A 17415-nucleotide genomic window follows, 5' to 3' on the forward strand; every position below is an offset into this window, starting at 1 on the left:
CTCACGACGCGGTGCGTCAGTGGGAGTGACCGTGGCCGTGACCGTGACCGGCGTCGCCCTCGTCGTCGGCCGGCTTCTCGACGACCAGGGTCTCGGTCGTGAGGAGCAGGGAGGCGATGGACGCGGCGTTCTCCAGGGCGGAGCGGGTGACCTTGACCGGGTCGATGACGCCGGCCTTGACCAGGTCGCCGTACTCGCCGGTGGCGGCGTTGAAGCCCTGGCCCTTGTCGAGCTCGGCGACCTTGGAGGTGATGACGTAACCCTCCAGGCCGGCGTTCTCGGCGATCCAGCGCAGCGGCTCGACGGCGGCCTTGCGGACGACCGCGACACCCGTGGCCTCGTCGCCGGTCTTGCCGAGGTTGCCCTCGAGGACCTTGACGGCGTGGACGAGCGCGGAGCCACCACCGGAGACGATGCCCTCCTCGACCGCGGCGCGGGTCGCGGAGATGGCGTCCTCCAGACGGTGCTTCTTCTCCTTGAGCTCCACCTCGGTGGCGGCGCCGACCTTGATCACGCACACGCCGCCGGCGAGCTTCGCGAGGCGCTCCTGGAGCTTCTCGCGGTCCCAGTCGGAGTCCGTGTTCTCGATCTCGGCCTTGATCTGGTTGACGCGGCCGGCGACCTCGTCCGAGCTGCCGCCACCGTCGACGATGGTGGTGTCGTCCTTGGTGACGGTCACGCGGCGGGCGGTGCCGAGCACGTCCAGGCCGACCTGGTCGAGCTTGAGGCCGACCTCCTCGGCGATGACCTGACCACCGGTGAGGGTGGCGATGTCGCCGAGCATGGCCTTGCGGCGGTCACCGAAGCCGGGGGCCTTCACGGCGACGGCGTTGAACGTGCCGCGGATCTTGTTCACGACCAGGGTCGACAGGGCCTCGCCCTCGACGTCCTCGGCGATGATCAGCAGCGGCCGCGAGGCGTTCGCCTGGATGACCTTCTCCAGCAGCGGCAGCAGGTCCTGGATGGAGCTGATCTTGCCCTGGTGGATGAGGATGTACGGGTCGTCGAGGACGGCCTCCATACGCTCCTGGTCGGACACCATGTAGGGCGAGAGGTAGCCCTTGTCGAAGGCCATGCCCTCGGTGAAGTCCAGCTCCAGACCGAAGGTGTTGGACTCCTCGACGGTGATGACACCGTCCTTGCCGACCTTGTCCATCGCCTCGGCGATGAGCTCGCCGACCTGCGGGTCCTGGGCGGACAGACCGGCGACGGCCGCGATGTCGGACTTCTCGTCGATGGGGCGCGCGGTGGCGAGGAGCTCGTCGGAGACCGCCTTGACGGCCGCGTCGATGCCCTTCTTCAGCAGCGCCGGGGAGGCACCCGCGGCGACGTTCTTGAGGCCCTCGCGCACGAGCGCCTGGGCGAGCACGGTGGCGGTGGTCGTACCGTCACCCGCGATGTCGTTGGTCTTGGTCGCCACCTCCTTCACCAGCTGGGCACCGAGGTTCTCGTACGGGTCCTCGACCTCGACCTCACGGGCGATGGTCACGCCGTCGTTGGTGATGGTGGGAGCGCCGAACTTCTTGTCGATGACGACGTTGCGGCCCTTGGGGCCGATCGTCACCTTCACCGTGTCGGCAAGCTTGTTGACGCCGCGCTCGAGGGCGCGACGGGCGTCCTCGTCGAACTTCAGGATCTTCGCCATGGGAGCGGTTCAGCCCTCTCGGAAAACTTGGGAGAAACGAACGGCGCCCCCAGCGCCCGGTGCATCAGAAGTAGCGGGGGCCAGGGGCGCAGTTCACTGCAATGCTGGGTGTCAGGTGGTCCGGGGGAAGCCCCCGGACGCCCTTGCCCGGTGAATTACTTCTCGATGATCGCGAGCACGTCGCGAGCCGAGAGGACGAGGTACTCCTCGCCGTTGTACTTCACCTCGGTGCCGCCGTACTTGCTGTAGAGCACGACGTCGCCGACGGTGACGTCGAGCGGAAGACGGTTACCGTCCTCGAAGCGGCCCGGGCCCACGGCAAGGACGACGCCCTCCTGGGGCTTCTCCTTCGCGGTGTCCGGGATGACCAGGCCAGAGGCCGTGGTCTGCTCGGCGTCGAGCGGCTGGACCACAATGCGGTCCTCGAGCGGCTTGATGGCAACCTTGGAGCTGGCGGTCGTCACGATCCGACCTCCCCCTTCGGAGATCTCACGGGGTTAACTGTCTGAGGTGGCGACCGGGTCGATCCGTCGTCGCGGGTGCCGGATCTACCCTTCGCCATTGGCACTCTCCAGGGGGGAGTGCCAGGCCTGACACTATGACTGCGATTAGCACTCGGTCAAGCGGAGTGCCAAAGCAGACGGCGTGGCGCGGCCCGGACGGCCCCTCAGGACGTGCGGGCGAGCCCCTGTGGAGGTACGCCTCCAGCTCTAGAGGTAGTTCTCCAGCCGTGCGGGCGTTAAGCCCTCCGCCTGGATACGCCGGAGCAGCCGGACCGTGGAGTCCGCGAGGTCGCGTTCCTCGAAGCCGGAGAGGATGTCGCCCGGCCGGAGGCGGTGCGTGCCGGGGGCCCTGCCGAGGACGACCGCGCTGACCCCGCAGTCGCCGGCGGCCCGCAGCGTGGTGGCGTCGTACCGGCCGTAGGGGGGCCGCAGCAGCCGGGGCCGGATGCCGAACCGCTGCCGGAGCTTGTCCTGCTGCCCGCAGATCTCGGCACGCTGGCCCGCGTAGGGAAGGCCGCGCAGGGAGGCGTGGTCGAGGGTGTGGTTCTGGACGGTGGCGCCGACCTCGCGCAGCCGGGCGAAGTGGGCGTACCCCGGCCCGACGACACTGTCCGTGAGGAACACGCTGACGGGCAGCCGCAGTTCACGGACCATGTCGACGAACCGCGGATCGCGTTCGGCTCCGTCGTCGAACGTCAGGAAGACGACCTTGTCGCGGGTGCGGACGTGGTCCACGACGGGCGGCAGGCCCGGGGCCGCGGTGCGCGCGGTGGTCCGGGCGGGCGCACGGGGCGCCGGGGCGAGCGGGGCGGCCAGGCCCCAGCGGCGGTACGCCGTCTCCTGCGGGTGCACCCGCTGCGCCGCCTTCTTGCCCAGCCGCTCGATCGGGTCGACGGACTGGGCGCAGCCGGTGAGCAGCAGCGCCGCGAGCAGTCCGGCGACCGGCACCCGCAGCCTCACAGGTAGTCCTCCAGGCGCGCGACCGCGTAGCCCTCGGCCGTGACCCTCTTCAGGAAGCGCCGGACCAGGTCGGGCATGGTCCCCTTCCAGTCCTTGGGGCCGCGGAAGTGGGTGAGGACGATGTCGCCGGGGTGCAGGTCCTGGTCCTCCTCGCGGTACTCCCAGTGGTCGACGAACACCTCCTCGTCCCAGATGGGCGCGTACTTGACCCCGCAGGACTTGGCGGCGCGCAGGGTGTCCTGGTTGTAGTTGCCGTAGGGCGGGCGGAAGAGCGAAGGGCGCTTGCCGAACTGCTTCTTCATCACGTCCTGCATGCCGCAGATCTCGTGCTTCTGCCGCGCGTAGGAGAGCCCGGGCAGGTAGGGGTGGTGCAGCGTGTGGTTGTTGAGCGTGATGCCGCGGTCGCGCATCTTCCGGAAGTACCCGTAGTCGTCCTTGATCAGGTAGTCGCTGAGGAAGACGGTGTACGGGATCTTCAGCTCGCTCATCATGCGCAGGAACTGCGGGTCCTTCTCCTCGCCGTCGTCGATGGTGAGGAAGACGACCCTGTCCTTGGTGGGGACGGTCGTGAAGACGGGCGGCAGCCCCAGTTCCTTCTGGCCGTCGACCTCGAACCCCTTGCGGGCCTCGATGACCGGCTTCCTCGCGGGCGGCGCCGGGGGCATCAGGGGCGCGGTGGGCAGCCCCCAGCGCTTGGCGACGGCGGTGCGGGCGGCCTGCGCCTTGCGGAGCCGGAGGGCGTACGAGTCGAGGGCGCGGGCGGGCCCCGCCTGGAGTCGGCCGGCCTGCTGACCGGCGGCGGGCCGGGCGGCTCCGGAGCCGGAACCCTCGGCGGCGCAGCCGGAGACGAGGACGGCGAGGGCCATCGCGCCGATCCCGCAGCGCACACCAGCCCGATTTGCGCCGCTCTTATAGTTTTGTCGTACGGGTCGCATGGGCCCGGATCCTCGCAGGTCACCTCCCTGACGCGGCCCCGACACCGCGGCCGGAGGCACACCGTCCACCGACTGGCCCACAATGGCCGGGTGAACGACGTCTCCTTCGCCTCCCTGCTCACCTCCGAGGGCCGCGCCCTGCTCGACGAGGTGCACGGCACCGAACCGGCGCAGGAGCTGGCCGTCGCCACCCGGCTGCGCCGCGAGCACCCCGCCGAGCTGGTCTCGGCGGCCCTCGGGCAGGCGCGGCTGCGGCAGCGGGCGGTGGCGAAGTTCGGGGCCGAGGACGCGGGGCGGATGTTCTTCACGCCGAACGGCGTGGAGCAGTCCACCCGCACGAGCGTGGCGGCCCACCGCGCCGAGCGGCTGCGCGCACTGGGCGTCCGCTCCGTCGCCGACCTCTGCTGCGGGATCGGCGGCGACGCGATCGCGCTGGCCCGCGCGGGCATCCGCGTCCTCGCCGTGGACCGCGACCCGCTGACCGCCGCAGCCGCCCGGGCGAACGCCGACGCGCTGGGGCTCACCGACCTGATCGAGGTGCGCGAGACCGATGTCACCGCGGTGGACACGTCGGGGTACGACGCGGTCTTCGTGGACCCCGGGCGCCGGGGTGGCCGGGGCCGCATCTTCGACCCGGAGGCCTACTCGCCGCCTCTGTCCTGGGCGGTGGGCGCGGCCACGAAGGCTCCGATCGCCGCGCTGAAGATCGCCCCCGGCATCCCGCACGAGGCCGTCCCCGCCGAGGCCGAGGCCGAGTGGATCTCCGACGGCGGCGACGTCAAGGAGGCGGTGCTGTGGTTCGGCACCGAACCGGGCCTGGTGCGCGCCACCCTGCTGCCGGGCCCGCGCGAACTGCGCGGACGCGGACTGCCCGACCCGGCGGTCCGGACGGTCGGACGCTATCTGTACGAGCCGGACGGCGCCGTGATCCGCGCGCACCTGGTCGCCGAGGTGGCCGCGGACCTGGACGGCGGACTGGTCGACGAGACGATCGCCTACGTCACCGCCGACGAGCTGCGCCCCACGCCCTACGCCTCGGCGTACGAGATCACCGACCGGCTCCCCTTCAACGTGAAGAAGTTGAAGGCGCTCCTGCGGGAGCGGGAGGTCGGTGTCCTGACCGTGAAGAAGCGCGGGTCGGCCGTCGAGCCGGAGGAGCTGCGGCGCAAGGTGAAGCCGCGGGGGCCCGGGTCCGCGACGGTGTTCCTGACCCGGGTGGCTGGCGCCCCCACCATGCTCGTCGGAGCACCCGCGCGGCCGGCCACGACCTGAGCACGGCCCACCGGGTCACCGGGTCACCGGGTCACCGGAGTTCACGAGCCGGGCAGGTCCCGTGCCCGGTCCGTGAGCAGGGCGCGTTCCCGGTCGTTGCGGGCCAGCGCGGCCGCCCGTTCGAGCTCGGCCCGCGCCTCCGTCGTCCGGCCGAGCCGGGCCAGCAGGTCGCCCCGCACGCTGGGCAGCAGGTGGTAGTCGCGCAGAGCGGGTTCGCCGGTGAGGGCGTCGACGATCTCCAGGGCGGGGCCGGGCCCCTCGGCCATGGAGACGGCCACGGCCCGGTTCAGCTCGACGACGGGCGAGGGGACGCGCGTGGCCAGCGCCCCGTACAGGGCGGCGATCCGCGGCCAGTCCGTGTCCTCGTAGGTGAGGGCCTGCGCGTGGCAGGCGGCGATGGCGGCCTGGAGGGCGTACGGCCCGGGGCTGCCGGTGGCGACGGCGTTGGAGCGGCCCAGCGCGGTGAAGCCCCGGCGGATCAGCATGCGGTTCCAGCGGCGGCGGTTCTGGTCCTTGAGCAGGACGGGTTCGCCACCGGGTCCGGTCCGGGCGGCGGCGCGGGACTCCTGGAGTTCCAGCAGGGCCGCCAGCGCGTGCACCTCGGGCTCCTTCGGCATCAGCTCGGCGAGCACGCGGGCCAGCCGGAGCGCGTCCTCGCACAACGCCGGGCGCAGCAGGTCGTCGCCCGCCGTGGCCGCGTACCCCTCGTTGAACACGAGGTAGATGACCTCCAGCACCGACCCGAGGCGTGCCTCGCGCTCCGGACCGTACGGCACCTCGAAGGCGACCGCCTTGGCCGCGAGCGTCCGTTTGGCGCGCACGATGCGCTGGGCGACCGTCGCCTCCGGGACGAGGTAGGCGCGGGCGATCTCGGGCGTGGTCAGACCGCCGACGAGCCGCAGGGTGAGCGCGATCCGGGCCTCGGCCGACAGCACGGGGTGGCACGCGGTGAAGACCAGGCGGAGCAGGTCGTCGTCGATGTCGTCCGGATCCGCGGGCTCGTCGACATGGTGCGGTGCCGACAGCGAGAGGTCCCGCCCGACCTCCTCCAGCTTGCGCGCGTAGCGCTCCCTGCGGCGTACGAGGTCGATCGCGCGGTGCTTGGCCGTCGCCGTCAGCCAGGCGCCGGGGTTGTCCGGCACGCCGTCCCGTGGCCACTGTTCCAACGCCGCGACCAGGGCGTCCTGCGCGAGTTCCTCGGCGATGCCGACGTCACGCACGATGCGCGCGACGCCCGCGATGATGCGGGGCGACTCGATGCGGAAGATGGTCTCGACGGCCGTGTCGACGCCGCCGCCGGGGGCCTGGGTGGGCTGTTGTTCCACAGCCCACCATCAGACACCCGCGACGGCCCCGGGCCAAGCGGAGGGCTCAGCCTCCGGCGATCTCGCGCACCTCGCAGGTCACCGTCCAGTGCTCCTCGTGCACCTTCAGGAACCGCTTGGTCCACTCCAGGGCCTCGGCCATGTCCTTGCACTGCATGATCGCGTAGCCGCCGACGACCTCCTTGGATTCGGTGAAGGGTCCGTCGGTGACGGTCAGTTCGCCGCCCGACCACAGGACGCGCTTGCCCTGCGCGGAGGGCGTCAGACCCTCGGTCTCCAGCATGACGCCCGCCTTGGTGATCTCCTCGATGAGTTCGCCCATGCGCTGCATCAGCTCGGGGCTGGGGCCCTCGGCGGGCGCGGTGCTCTCGTCGATCTGGACGAGCGACAGGTAGCGGGGCATGGTGACTCCTCGTGTTTCGGTGGCTCTCGGGGACGGGGTCCGTCCCCGCCTCTCACCTGTGCGTCGATCGGGGGAGGACGGTTTCGACACCGTCCCGGCATTTCCTCGAAGTTTTTGTCGTCTCCCTCGAAAGTCTCTTCTCCGGACGAGGTCAGCGCCTGGGGACCGCGTCCGGGACGGCTCCCGCCGGGCAGCCGGAGAGGGCGCGGAACGTGCCGCCGCCGGCGTGCTCGCCGGGTGCCGGGGCGGCCAGGTCGGCGCAGCCGTCGGCGTCGGTGTCCAGGAGCAGCGCCCCGGCTCGGGAGCCGCCGACGCGCACGCCGGCTCCCGCCGACGCGGGGCCGTCAGGGGTCGGCGACACCCTCACTGTCGTCCACGCGGCACCCTCGCCGAGGCCGGCGGCGGAGCCGTGCGCGATGTCGAGCCGGCGGGCTGGCTCGGCACCGGAAGCGGGATCGGCATCGGCATCGGGATCGGTCCGGATGCCGACGTCCACGACGACGTCCGCGTAACCGTCCCCGTCGAGGTCGCCGACGGCCACGGCGTCGGCGGGGCCACCGCGGTGTCCGGCGGTGCGGACCGGCCCGGCGGCGGTGGAGCGGTAGACGTACGTGCAGGAGGTGCCCGCGCCGCAGTGCGCGGAGAGCACCAGGTCGTCGCGGCCGTCGCCGTCGACGTCCCCGGTGGCGACCCCGACGACACCGACGTGCGCGAGTCCGCCGGGGTCGAGCGCGGCCGCCCGGGCGGGGACGCCCGTACGGCGCACCGGGCCGGTCCAGACGGTCGCCCGGGTGCCCGCGGCGCCGTCGCCGTGGGCGGGGCGGAGGAGCACCAGGTCCAGCAGGCCGTCGCCGTCGAAGTCGCCCGTCTGCGCGGTGGCGGCGGGCACCGAGGTGGCGCCGGACAGCCCGTGCGGGCCGCCCCAGACGATCACCGCGTCCCTCGTTCCAGCGGTCGTGACGACCAGGTCCGCGTAGCCGTCGGCGTCCAGGTCCCCCCGCGCGATCCGGGACCCGAAGCCCTCCCCCGCGACCGGTGCGCCCGGAACCCCCCGGGCGGCCCGGCTGATCACGGCCCGCCGGCCGGCGTCCCCCGGGGACACCCCGTCCGGGCCGCCGTACAGCACGGTGACGCGGCCGGCGCCGTGCCGTCCGTCGACCGTGGCGTGGCCGTCGGCGACCGCGAGGTCCGGGTATCCGTCACCGTCGAAGTCCTCGCGCACGGGAGAGGCGGCGGGGACCGGGACGAACGCGGGCGTGACGGGCACCGTCGTCGCACCCGCGGGACCGCGCCCGGTGGGCGCGACCAGGGCCAGCAGGACCACGGCGAGGGGTCCCGCCCAACGCGTGCGTCGACGCGGGGAATTCATCAGGAGGCCCTCCCGTCACGGTCTCAGGCTCACCGCACGAGACTCGCCGGTCGGCGCATTGGTTGTACGCGGCACCGGCCGGCACCCCCCGAAGGAACCAAGGGGAATGAGCTGTTCGGAAGGGGGCCGTTCGGACGGGCCCGTTCGGAACCGGCTGTGACAGCGAGGCTCACGGCTCCTGTGCCTCCGCGTCGGGGAGGCGGGCGGCTCTCGCGGCGGAACGGTTCTCTCGCGGGGGAGGTGTCTCTCGCACCGGGGGCGCCTCTCGCAGGGGACCGGCCCGGGGCGTCACGCGCGGGGAGCCGGCCGGGGCGGTGCTCCGGGGTCACTCTCTCCCGACAGGCGTCTTCGAAAGTTTCGGCAACAAGTCCGACCGAGTCCCGAGGGCAGGAGGGGAAGCCGCTCCCCGGCCCCACCGTTCACGCCGGAGGCGCCCCCGTGCTGCTGCGGACCACCAGGCTGGTCGCCAGCTCCATCCGCGTCCCGGCCGCGGGCCTTTCCTGGCGGCCCAGTTCGAGCACCAGCTTCGCCGCCGCCTCGGCCATCTCCGTCAGCGGCTGCCGTACGGTCGTCAGCGGCGGTCCCACCCACCGCGCCACCGGAAGATCGTCGAAGCCGACGACACTCAGATCCTCGGGAATCCGCAGCCCCAGTTCGCGGGCCGCCTCGTAGAGGCCGAGCGCCTGGAGGTCGTTGCCGGCGAAGACGGCCGTGGGCCGGTCGGGCCGACGCAGGAGTTCGAGCCCGGCCCGGTAGCCGCTCTCGTGATGGAAGGTGCCGGGGAGGATCAGACCGGCGTCGACGGGCAGCCCCGCCGTCTCCAGCGCGGCACGGTAGCCGTCCACCCGGGCGCGGCTGCACATCATCTGCGAGGGCCCGGTGATCGCGCCGATCCGGGTGTGACCCAGCTCGATCAGATGGCGCGTCGCGGCGAGGCCCCCGTGCCAGTTGGTGGCACCGATGGACGGCACGCCGTCGCCCGGGTCACCGGCCGGATCCATCACGACGAACGGCACGGATCTGCTGGTCAGCAGCGCACGCCCGGACTCGTCGAGGCCGGACAGCACCAGGATCACGCCGTAGGGGCGGCGCGCCGCGACCTGGTCGGCCCAGGTCCGGCCCGGGGTCAGCCGGCCGGCGCTCTCGGACAGCACCACGCTCAGTCCCTCGTCCCGGGCGACGTTCTCGACGCCCCGGATGACCTCCATCGCCCAGGCGCTCTCCAGCTCGTGGAAGACGAGGTCGATGAGGGGCGACCGCGTCGACTCCGCCCTGCGCCGCCGGTACCCGTGGTCGCGCAGCAGCTCCTCGACACGACTGCGGGTCGCCGGGGCGACATCGGCGCGGCCGTTGAGCACCTTCGAAACAGTCGGGGCCGACACCCCTGCCTCGCGGGCGATCTCGGCGAGCGTCGCCGTCCTTGCTTCCACCGCATTCCCAGGCTTCATGTCCGCGATCGTATCCCTGCGCGACCTCTTGACGAACCCTCCGGATCGCCCTACGTTCCCGGAACATTCGAAGTTCAGCTCGAAACATTCGCGTCGGCTCGTCGTGGAGTCCTCGCGCATACCGAGAGGTGCCGTCCCATGGAGTCCTACAGCAGACGTTGGTTCCTCGGCGCGGGCGCGACCGCCCTGGCCTCCGTCGGCGGGCTCACCGCCTGCGGCTCCGACGACGGCTCGGGCGGCGGCGGCACGCTCACCGCGTTCGTCTACGGGGACGACGCGGCGAAGATCCAGGTCAAGTCCGTCAGCCGGTTCAACGCGTCGGCCGCGGCGAAGAAGACCAAGGGCACGGTCAAGCTGCAGAAGGTGCCCGCCACGGACTACCCGGCGAAGCTGCGCACCGCGATGGGCTCGCCCAACGCCCCCGACGTGTTCTTCAACTGGGGCGGCGGCTCGATCAAGGCGTACAAGGACGCCGGCCAGCTGGTCGACCTGACCGACGTCATCGCGTCCGACCCGGTGCTCAAGAGCGGTTTCCTGCCGTCGGTGCTCAGCGCGGGCGGCCTGGACGGCAAGAACTACGGCGTGCCGATGCGGGGCATGCAGCCCGTGATCCTCTTCTACAACAAGACGGTCTTCGAGGAGCACAAGCTCCAGCCGCCCACCACCTGGGACCAGTTGCTCGACATCAACGCCAAGCTGAAGAAGGCGAAGATCACCCCGTTCGCGCTGGGCGGCTCGGACATCTGGCCCGAGCTGATGTGGCTGGAGTACCTGGTCGACCGGATCGGCGGCCCCGACGTCTTCGACAAGATCAAGAACGGTGACGCGTCCGGCTGGGGCGACCCGGCCGTCCTCAAGGCCGCCCAGACCGTCAAGGAACTGATCGACGACGGGGCCTTCGGGAAGGGCTACAGCTCGGTGGGCTACGGCAACGGCGGCGCCCCCGCGGTCTTCGCCAAGGGCAGGGCGGCGATGCACCTGATGGGATCGTGGGAGTACTCCACGCAGCTCGGCAAGTTCCCGGACTTCGCCAGGAAGAACCTGGGATGGTGCGCCTTCCCGAAGATCGAGGGCGGCGCCGGCGACATCCGCAACGTGGTCGGCAACCCCACCAACTACTGGTCGGTGAACGCCCGTACCTCCAACAAGGACGCGGCGATCGCCTTCCTGCGGGACAGCGCCTCCGAGGCCTACACCAAGGAACTCATCGCCAACGGCGACGTCCCGGCCACCTCGAACGCGGAGAGTCTGCTGAACGCCTCCCCCAACCCGGAGTTCGCCACGTTCCAGTACCAGATGGTGCAGGACGCACCGGCGTTCACGCTGAGCTGGGACCAGGCGGTCGCCCCGAACGTGTCGACCCCGATGCTCACCGAGGTCAACAAGCTGTTCGTGGGCAAGTCCTCGCCGGCGCAGTTCGTGTCCGCGCTCCAGGGGCTGAAGTGAGCACAGCGCACGTCAAGGGCGGCCCGCGCACCACGGGCCGCCCCCGCTCCGCCGCACGCGACGGGGCCGGCCGCCCGAACGCCGCACTGGCCCTGCCCGCCATCCTGTTCTTCGCGTTCTTCGCCGTCGCCCCGATGGTCCTGGCCTTCTACCTCTCCTTCACCCAGTGGAACGGTCTGGGCGACCCCCGCCCGGTCGGCCTGGCGAACTGGCGCAAGCTGCTGAACGACGACCGGCTCACCCAGTCGTTGACGGTCACCGTGGCGCTGACCGTGGTGAGCTGGGCGTTCCAGACGGTGCTCTCGCTGCTGCTGGGCGTGTGGGCGGCCGGCAGGCAGCGCAACCGCGCGATCCTCTCGGCGATCTTCTTCACGCCGTTCCTGCTGTCGTCCACAGCGATCTCGCTGCTGTTCTACGCCCTGCTCGACCCGAACTTCGGCATCATCCACGCGGACACGCTCGGTACGACCAGTGGCGCGTTCCTCGCGATCGTGTTCGTCGGCGGCTGGCAGTTCATCCCGTTCCACACGCTGATCTACCAGGGCGGCGCACGGCAGATCCCCGAGGTGCTCTACCAGGCGGCGGCCATCGACGGCGCCGGACGCCTGCGCCAGTTCTTCTCGATCACGCTGCCGCAGCTGCGCAACACGGCCACCACGTCCGGTGTGCTGATGATCGTCGGCTCGCTCACGTACTTCGAGACGGTCCTGATCCTCACCCAGGGCGGACCCGGCACCGACACCGCGATCCTGCCGTACCTGATGTACCAGGCGGGCTTCAAGAGCTACGACTTCGGCTACGCGAGCGCGATCGCCTCGTTCCTGGTGATCGCGGCGACCGCGTTGTCCCTGCTGATGGTGAGGCTGTCCGGCTTCGGCGCCATGCGCAGCACCAGGGAAGGAATGTGACGAGGTGTCGCACGACACGTTGCAGCGCCCCGTGAAGACGGGCCCGGCCCCGGGCACCGATCGGACCCCGCGCCGCCGCAGGCACTGGTCGAGGCGTGCCAACCCGCTCGCCGGCCTCGGCTCGGTGATCTGGCTGGCCGTCGTGCTCGTTCCGGTCTACGCGATGATCTCGGCGTCGCTCACCCACCAGAGCGAGGCGCTGGGCCACAACGCCCTGAAGCCGCCGTCCCACCCGACCCTGGACAACTACGACACCGTCCTGCACAACGGCTTCGGCCACCTTCTGTGGAACACCGCGCTCGTGGCGGCCGCCGTCGTGGCGATCGTCCTGGTGCTCTGCGTCCCGCTCTCGTACGTCGCCGTACGGACCCGGAGCGTGTGGTCGGGAGCCGCCTTCCGGCTGTTCCTGCTGGGCGTGGCGATCCCGGCGCAGGCCGTCGTGGTCCCCCTCTACCTGATGATCGCCAAGCTGGACCTGTACGACAGCCTGCTCGCGATCATTCTGCCGACGGCCGCTTTCGCGATGCCGGTGTCGGTTCTGATCCTGACCGGCACGCTGCGGGACATCTCGGAGGACCTGTACGAGGCGATGGGACTGGACGGCGCCTCCACCACCCGGATGCTGTTCCAGCTGGTCGTCCCGCTGGCCAAGGGGGGCATCAGCACCGTGGTCGTCTACGCGGCGCTACAGGCCTGGAACGGCCTCCTCTTCCCGCTGATCTTCACGCAGTCCGACGGCCCACGGGTGCTGACCCTCGGCCTGTTCAACTACGTGAGCGAGTTCGGCGTGAACATCCCCGCGCTGCTGGCCTCCGTGGTCCTCTCCGGTGTCCCGATCTTCGTCGTGTACCTGGTGGCCCGCCGCGCGCTGGTCGGCGGCCTCATGGGTGTGGGCGGCAAGTGAACGTGTACGACCAGGGGCAGTCGACCCCCTTTTCCCTGACAGGAGTTTCATGACCACCGCTCCCTGGCGCGATCCCTCGCTGACCGCCGCCGTCCGCGTCGACGACCTGCTCTCCCGGATGACCCTGGAGGAGAAGACCGCCCAGCTGTACGGCGTGTGGGTGGGCGCGGCCACGGACGGCGACGGGGTCGCCCCGCTCCAGCACGAGATGACCGCCGGCCACGACTGGGACGAACTGATCACGCTCGGGCTCGGCCAGCTGACCCGCTCCTTCGGCACGGCCCCGGTGGACCCGGAGCTGGGCGCGCGGGCGCTGGCCCGCGCCCAGCGCGCGATCGCCGACGCCGGCCGCTTCGGCATCCCGGCGGTCGCCCACGAGGAGTGCCTGGCGGGATTCACCGCCTGGCGCGCGACGGCCTATCCCGTCCCCCTCGCCTGGGGAGCCACCTTCGACCCGGGACTGGTCGAGGAGCTGGGCCGGCGCATCGGCGACGACCTGCGCTCGGTCGGCGTGCACCAGGGCCTGGCCCCCGTCCTCGACGTGGTCCGCGACCTGCGCTGGGGCCGGGTGGAGGAGACGATCGGCGAGGACCCGTACCTCGTGGGCACGATCGGCACGGCGTACGTGCGGGGCCTGGAGTCGGCCGGGATCGTCGCCACCCTGAAGCACTTCGCCGGGTACGCGTCCTCGGCGGGCGGGCGGAACCTGGCTCCGGTGCGGGCGGGCGGACGGGAGCTCGCGGACGTCACGCTGCCGCCGTTCGAGATGGCACTGCGCGAGGGCGGCGCCCGTTCGGTGATGGCGGCGTACAACGAGACGGACGGCGTGCCCGCGTCGGCGGACGCGCGGCTGCTGACCGAACTCCTGCGGGAGGAGTGGGGCTTCACCGGAACCGTGGTCGCCGACTACTTCGGTGTCGGTTTCCTGCAGACGCTGCACCGGGTCGCCGCGAGCCCGGCCGAGGCGGCCCACGCGGCGCTGGAGGCGGGCATCGACGTCGAACTGCCGACGGTGAACTGCTACGGAAAGCCGCTGGTGGACGCCGTACGCCGGGGAAGCACCCCGGAGGCGCTGATCGACCGGGCGGCCCGCCGTGTGCTGCTGCAGAAGTGCGAGCTGGGCCTTCTGGACGAGGACTGGAGGCCGGAGTCGGCGGGCCCGGTCGATCTGGACTCGACGGCCAACCGCGACCTGGCCGGCCGGCTGGCCGAGGCGTCGGTGGTCCTGCTGGACAACCCGGCCGGGGTGCTGCCGCTGGCCCCCGGGATCCGTGTCGCGGTCGTCGGCCCCCGCGCGGCGGACCCGCTCGCGATGCTCGGCTGCTACTCCTTCCCGTCCCATGTGCTCACGCACCACCCCGAGGTGCCGGCCGGCATCGACATCCCCACCGTCCTCGACTCCCTGCGATCCGAACTCCCGGACACCAAGGTCACGTTCGCCGAAGGCTGTGGCGTCTCGGACCCCGACACGTCCGGCTTCGCGGAGGCGGTGGCGCGGGCCTCCGAGGCGGACGTGTGCGTGGCGGTCCTCGGCGACCGGGCCGGACTGTTCGGCCGGGGCACCTCCGGTGAGGGCTGCGACGCCGCGGACCTCCGGCTGCCCGGCGTACAGGGCGAACTGCTGGACGCGCTGGTCGCCACCGGCGTTCCGGTGGTTCTCGTCCTGCTGACCGGCCGCCCCTACGCGCTGGGCCGCTGGGACGGCCGGCTGGGCGCGGTGGTGCAGGCGTTCTTCCCGGGCGAGGAGGGCGGCCCGGCGGTGGCCGGCGTGCTGTCCGGACGCGTCAACCCCTCGGGACGGCTCCCGGTGAGCGTGCCGCGGCTGCCCGGATCACAGCCCTGGACCTACCTCCAGCCCCCGCTCGGCCTCGCGAACGAGGTCAGCAACCTGGACCCGACCCCGCTGCACGCCTTCGGCCACGGCCGCTCGTACACGTCGTTCGCCTGGGAGGACTTCCAGGGAGCAGACGCCGAGATCACGACGGACGGCTCGTACGACGTCTCGCTCAGCGTCCGCAACACGGGTGACCGCGACGGCACCGAGGTCGTCCAGCTCTACCTGCACGACCCGGTGGCGTCGGTGACGCGTCCGGACGTGCGCCTGATCGGCTACCGGCGCCTGGACCTGGCGCCCGGTGAGTCGCGCCGGGTCACCTTCGGCTTCCACGCGGACCTGTCGGCCTTCACCGACCGCGCGGGCGAGCGGGTGGTCGAGCCGGGAGCGCTGGAGCTGCGGCTGGGGGCGTCGAGCGCGGAGGCGCGGCACACCACGCGACTGACGCTGACCGGACCGCGACGGGTGACGGGCCAGGACCGGCGGCTGCGGTGCGAGGTGACGACGGGCGCCTGAGGTGCACGCGGACGCTCCCGCGGACGGGTCCGGGGTGCCCTCTGGGGGTCGGGGGGATCAGGTCCACCGTCTCCGCGGGGCGGCTCCGGCAATGGCTCCGCCGGTGCCGGTCGGCCCCCGTCAGTCCTCGGTCACCGACTCGAACCGCCACCGGTGCACGGCTCGGGTCACCAATTCCCCGTCGGGCTCGGGCAGTTCCGGCAGGTCGGCGTCGTAGGCGGCGTCCCACCAGGTGATGACGAGGACCCGGTCCTGCGGCGCCCGCAGGAGCTCGCGGCGGACCGGCTCCCCCGCGAGCTCCTGCCGCCGCACCCAGGCGAGCAGGTCCTCGCCCCGGCCGGCCACCGCCCGGGCCTCCCACATCAGCGCGACGGTCACGAGTAGAGGTTCTCCTTCGAGACCTCGTGCACGTGATCGTGCGTGTGCGCGTGCCCCGGCACGTGCGGGTCGGTCACCGGCAGGGAGGAGTCCGCGGACAGGTCCCAGTCGGAGGCGGCGCGGTTGCGGGCGACCATCTCGGCGCCGAGCGCGGCCACCATGGCGCCGTTGTCCGTGCACAGCTTCGGGCGCGGCACCCGCAGCCGGATCCCGGCGGCCTCGCAGCGCTCCTGGGCCAGCACGCGCAGCCGCGAGTTGGCGGCCACCCCGCCGCCGATCATCAGGTGGTCGACACCCTGGTCCTTGCAGGCCCGCACGGCCTTGCGGGTGAGCACGTCCACCACGGCCTCCTGGAAGGACGCGGCGACGTCGCGCACCGGCACGTCCTCCCCCGCCGCCCGCTTGGCCTCGATCCAACGGGCCACGGCGGTCTTCAGACCGGAGAAGGAGAAGTCGTACGCCGGGTCGCGCGGACCGGTCAGGCCGCGCGGGAACGCGATCGCCTTCGGGTCGCCCTCCTTCGCGTACCGGTCGATGACCGGACCGCCGGGGAAGCCGAGGTTCAGCACGCGCGCGATCTTGTCGAAGGCCTCGCCGGCCGCGTCGTCGATGGTCGCGCCCATCGGCCGTACGTCGGAGGTGATGTCGGTGGAGAGCAGCAGCGAGGAGTGCCCGCCGGACACCAGCAGGGCCATCGTCGGCTCGGGCAGCGCGCCGTGCTCCAGCTGGTCCACGCAGATGTGGGAGGCGAGGTGGTTGACGCCGTACAGCGGCTTGCCGAGCGCGTACGCGTACGCCTTGGCGGCCGAGACACCGACGAGCAGCGCGCCGGCGAGACCGGGCCCCGCGGTGACGGCGATGCCGTCCAGGTCCCTGGCCGAGACCCCGGCCTCCTTCAGCGCCCGCTCGATGGTCGGCACCATCGCCTCCAGGTGCGCACGGGAGGCGACCTCGGGCACGACACCGCCGAAGCGGGCGTGCTCGTCGACGCTCGACGCGATCGCGTCCGCGAGCAGCGTGGTGCCGCGGACGATGCCGACACCGGTCTCGTCGCAGGAGGTCTCGATGCCGAGGACGAGAGGTTCGTCAGCCATGGGTCTCTGTTCCTTGTACGGAGGAGGAGGGGTCGTGCAGGCGCATCACCAGGGCGTCCACGTTCCCCGGCTGGTAGTAGCCGCGCCGGAAGCCGATGGGCTCGAAGCCGAAGCGCTCGTAGAGCTTCTGCGCGCGCACGTTGTCCACGCGGCACTCGAGCATGACCTCGGCGCAGTCGAAGGCGCTCGCGGCCCGCAGCAGCTCGGTGAGGAGCCGGGCGCCGAGGCCGGTGCCCCACTGGTCCCGGCGCACGGCGATGGTCTGCACGTCGCCGAGGTCGCCCGAGGCGGCGAGCCCCGCGTACCCGACGAGGAGGTCGCCGTCGCGGGCCACCAGGTAGCGGCGGGTGGCCTGCGGCCCGCGCGCGTGGGCCAGCTCGGACCAGAACATGCCCCGGGACCAGGCGTCGACGGGGAAGAGTTCCTTCTCCAGCTCCAGTACGGGATCGATGTCCCACCAGCGCATCTCGCGCAG

Annotated in this window: 16 protein-coding genes; 5 read left to right on the forward strand and 11 right to left on the reverse strand. The window is 72.0% G+C overall.

Features of this window, described 5'->3' with window-relative positions:
- Positions 1–16 precede the first annotated feature (16 nt).
- From groL to AB0C62_RS21890, 4 genes are all read right to left on the reverse strand, one after another.
- Complete coding sequence (gene groL / locus AB0C62_RS21875; RefSeq protein WP_362975483.1) at positions 17–1645, reverse strand: chaperonin GroEL; 1629 nt, start codon at positions 1643–1645, stop codon at positions 17–19.
- A gap of 155 nt (positions 1646–1800) precedes the next feature.
- The gene (gene groES, locus AB0C62_RS21880; protein ID WP_077796719.1) at positions 1801–2109 is read right to left on the reverse strand and encodes a co-chaperone GroES; all 309 of its coding nucleotides are present in this window, start codon (positions 2107–2109) and stop codon (positions 1801–1803) included.
- A gap of 246 nt (positions 2110–2355) precedes the next feature.
- On the reverse strand, positions 2356–3108 hold the full coding sequence (locus AB0C62_RS21885; RefSeq protein ID WP_362975485.1) for a polysaccharide deacetylase family protein: 753 nt from the start codon (positions 3106–3108) through the stop codon (positions 2356–2358).
- Positions 3105–4043: a polysaccharide deacetylase family protein gene (locus AB0C62_RS21890; RefSeq protein ID WP_362975487.1), complete on the reverse strand. Its 939-nt coding sequence runs from the start codon at positions 4041–4043 to the stop codon at positions 3105–3107. The genes AB0C62_RS21885 and AB0C62_RS21890 overlap by 4 nt, the downstream gene beginning before the upstream one ends.
- A 90-nt stretch (positions 4044–4133) precedes the next feature.
- On the opposite strand from AB0C62_RS21890, the gene AB0C62_RS21895 reads away from it, so the two are divergent.
- A complete protein-coding gene (locus AB0C62_RS21895) occupies positions 4134–5315 on the forward strand; it encodes a methyltransferase domain-containing protein (protein ID WP_362975489.1) in 1182 nt (393 codons plus the stop codon).
- Positions 5316–5356: 41 nt separating this feature from the next.
- Here AB0C62_RS21895 and AB0C62_RS21900 read toward each other — a convergent pair whose 3' ends face one another.
- The 4 genes from AB0C62_RS21900 to AB0C62_RS21915 form a co-directional block, all read right to left on the reverse strand.
- Positions 5357–6640 (reverse strand): RNA polymerase sigma factor, encoded by a 1284-nt coding sequence (locus tag AB0C62_RS21900; protein WP_362975491.1) that lies wholly within the window; start codon positions 6638–6640, stop codon positions 5357–5359.
- A gap of 46 nt (positions 6641–6686) precedes the next feature.
- Positions 6687–7043 (reverse strand): YciI family protein, encoded by a 357-nt coding sequence (locus tag AB0C62_RS21905; protein ID WP_081218926.1) that lies wholly within the window; start codon positions 7041–7043, stop codon positions 6687–6689.
- Between the two features lie 151 nt (positions 7044–7194).
- Positions 7195–8412: a VCBS repeat-containing protein gene (locus tag AB0C62_RS21910; RefSeq protein ID WP_362975493.1), complete on the reverse strand. Its 1218-nt coding sequence runs from the start codon at positions 8410–8412 to the stop codon at positions 7195–7197.
- 419 nt (positions 8413–8831) lie between these two features.
- Positions 8832–9860: a LacI family DNA-binding transcriptional regulator gene (locus AB0C62_RS21915; RefSeq protein ID WP_362975495.1), complete on the reverse strand. Its 1029-nt coding sequence runs from the start codon at positions 9858–9860 to the stop codon at positions 8832–8834.
- Between the two features lie 138 nt (positions 9861–9998).
- On the opposite strand from AB0C62_RS21915, the gene AB0C62_RS21920 reads away from it, so the two are divergent.
- The 4 genes from AB0C62_RS21920 to AB0C62_RS21935 all read left to right on the forward strand — a co-directional run bounded on the left by AB0C62_RS21920 (position 9999) and on the right by AB0C62_RS21935 (position 15468).
- Positions 9999–11306 carry an extracellular solute-binding protein gene (locus AB0C62_RS21920; protein WP_362975497.1) on the forward strand — a complete coding sequence of 436 codons (1308 nt, stop codon included), beginning with the start codon at positions 9999–10001 and terminating at the stop codon, positions 11304–11306.
- Positions 11307–11392: 86 nt separating this feature from the next.
- Positions 11393–12214 carry a sugar ABC transporter permease gene (locus tag AB0C62_RS21925; RefSeq protein WP_362975552.1) on the forward strand — a complete coding sequence of 274 codons (822 nt, stop codon included), beginning with the start codon at positions 11393–11395 and terminating at the stop codon, positions 12212–12214.
- Between the two features lie 4 nt (positions 12215–12218).
- Positions 12219–13118: a carbohydrate ABC transporter permease gene (locus AB0C62_RS21930; RefSeq protein ID WP_362975499.1), complete on the forward strand. Its 900-nt coding sequence runs from the start codon at positions 12219–12221 to the stop codon at positions 13116–13118.
- A 49-nt stretch (positions 13119–13167) separates the two neighbouring features.
- Positions 13168–15468, forward strand: a complete 2301-nt coding sequence (locus AB0C62_RS21935; RefSeq protein WP_362975501.1) for a glycoside hydrolase family 3 N-terminal domain-containing protein — start codon at positions 13168–13170, stop codon at positions 15466–15468.
- 120 nt (positions 15469–15588) lie between these two features.
- Here the strand turns inward: AB0C62_RS21935 and AB0C62_RS21940 are convergent, their stop codons facing one another.
- Genes AB0C62_RS21940 through rimI form a run of 3 tightly spaced genes read right to left on the reverse strand, consistent with a single transcriptional unit; the run spans position 15589 to position 17406 of the window.
- On the reverse strand, positions 15589–15846 hold the full coding sequence (locus AB0C62_RS21940; protein ID WP_362975503.1) for a hypothetical protein: 258 nt from the start codon (positions 15844–15846) through the stop codon (positions 15589–15591).
- The gene (tsaD, locus tag AB0C62_RS21945; protein WP_351424338.1) at positions 15843–16940 is read right to left on the reverse strand and encodes a tRNA (adenosine(37)-N6)-threonylcarbamoyltransferase complex transferase subunit TsaD; all 1098 of its coding nucleotides are present in this window, start codon (positions 16938–16940) and stop codon (positions 15843–15845) included. The genes AB0C62_RS21940 and tsaD overlap by 4 nt, the downstream gene beginning before the upstream one ends.
- On the reverse strand, positions 16933–17406 hold the full coding sequence (rimI, locus tag AB0C62_RS21950; RefSeq protein WP_081221751.1) for a ribosomal protein S18-alanine N-acetyltransferase: 474 nt from the start codon (positions 17404–17406) through the stop codon (positions 16933–16935). Before rimI ends, tsaD begins: the two co-directional genes overlap by 8 nt.
- Positions 17407–17415: the final 9 nt, after the last annotated feature.

Origin of the sequence: Streptomyces sp. NPDC048643 (assembly GCF_040650615.1) — a bacterium.
GTDB lineage: Bacteria > Actinomycetota > Actinomycetes > Streptomycetales > Streptomycetaceae > Streptomyces.

What these genes read in the sequence shown, in the direction of transcription:
- groL (WP_362975483.1), bottom strand. Translation starts at nt 1,645, where the DNA reads ATGGCGAAGATCCTGAAGTTCGACGAGGACGCCCGTCGCGCCCTCGAG.
- AB0C62_RS21890 (WP_362975487.1), bottom strand. Translation starts at nt 4,043, where the DNA reads ATGCGACCCGTACGACAAAACTATAAGAGCGGCGCAAATCGGGCTGGT.
- AB0C62_RS21905 (WP_081218926.1), bottom strand. Translation starts at nt 7,043, where the DNA reads ATGCCCCGCTACCTGTCGCTCGTCCAGATCGACGAGAGCACCGCGCCC.
- AB0C62_RS21910 (WP_362975493.1), bottom strand. Translation starts at nt 8,412, where the DNA reads ATGAATTCCCCGCGTCGACGCACGCGTTGGGCGGGACCCCTCGCCGTG.
- AB0C62_RS21915 (WP_362975495.1), bottom strand. Translation starts at nt 9,860, where the DNA reads ATGAAGCCTGGGAATGCGGTGGAAGCAAGGACGGCGACGCTCGCCGAG.
- AB0C62_RS21920 (WP_362975497.1), top strand. Translation starts at nt 9,999, where the DNA reads ATGGAGTCCTACAGCAGACGTTGGTTCCTCGGCGCGGGCGCGACCGCC.
- AB0C62_RS21935 (WP_362975501.1), top strand. Translation starts at nt 13,168, where the DNA reads ATGACCACCGCTCCCTGGCGCGATCCCTCGCTGACCGCCGCCGTCCGC.
- tsaD (WP_351424338.1), bottom strand. Translation starts at nt 16,940, where the DNA reads ATGGCTGACGAACCTCTCGTCCTCGGCATCGAGACCTCCTGCGACGAG.
- rimI (WP_081221751.1), bottom strand. Translation starts at nt 17,406, where the DNA reads ATGCGCTGGTGGGACATCGATCCCGTACTGGAGCTGGAGAAGGAACTC.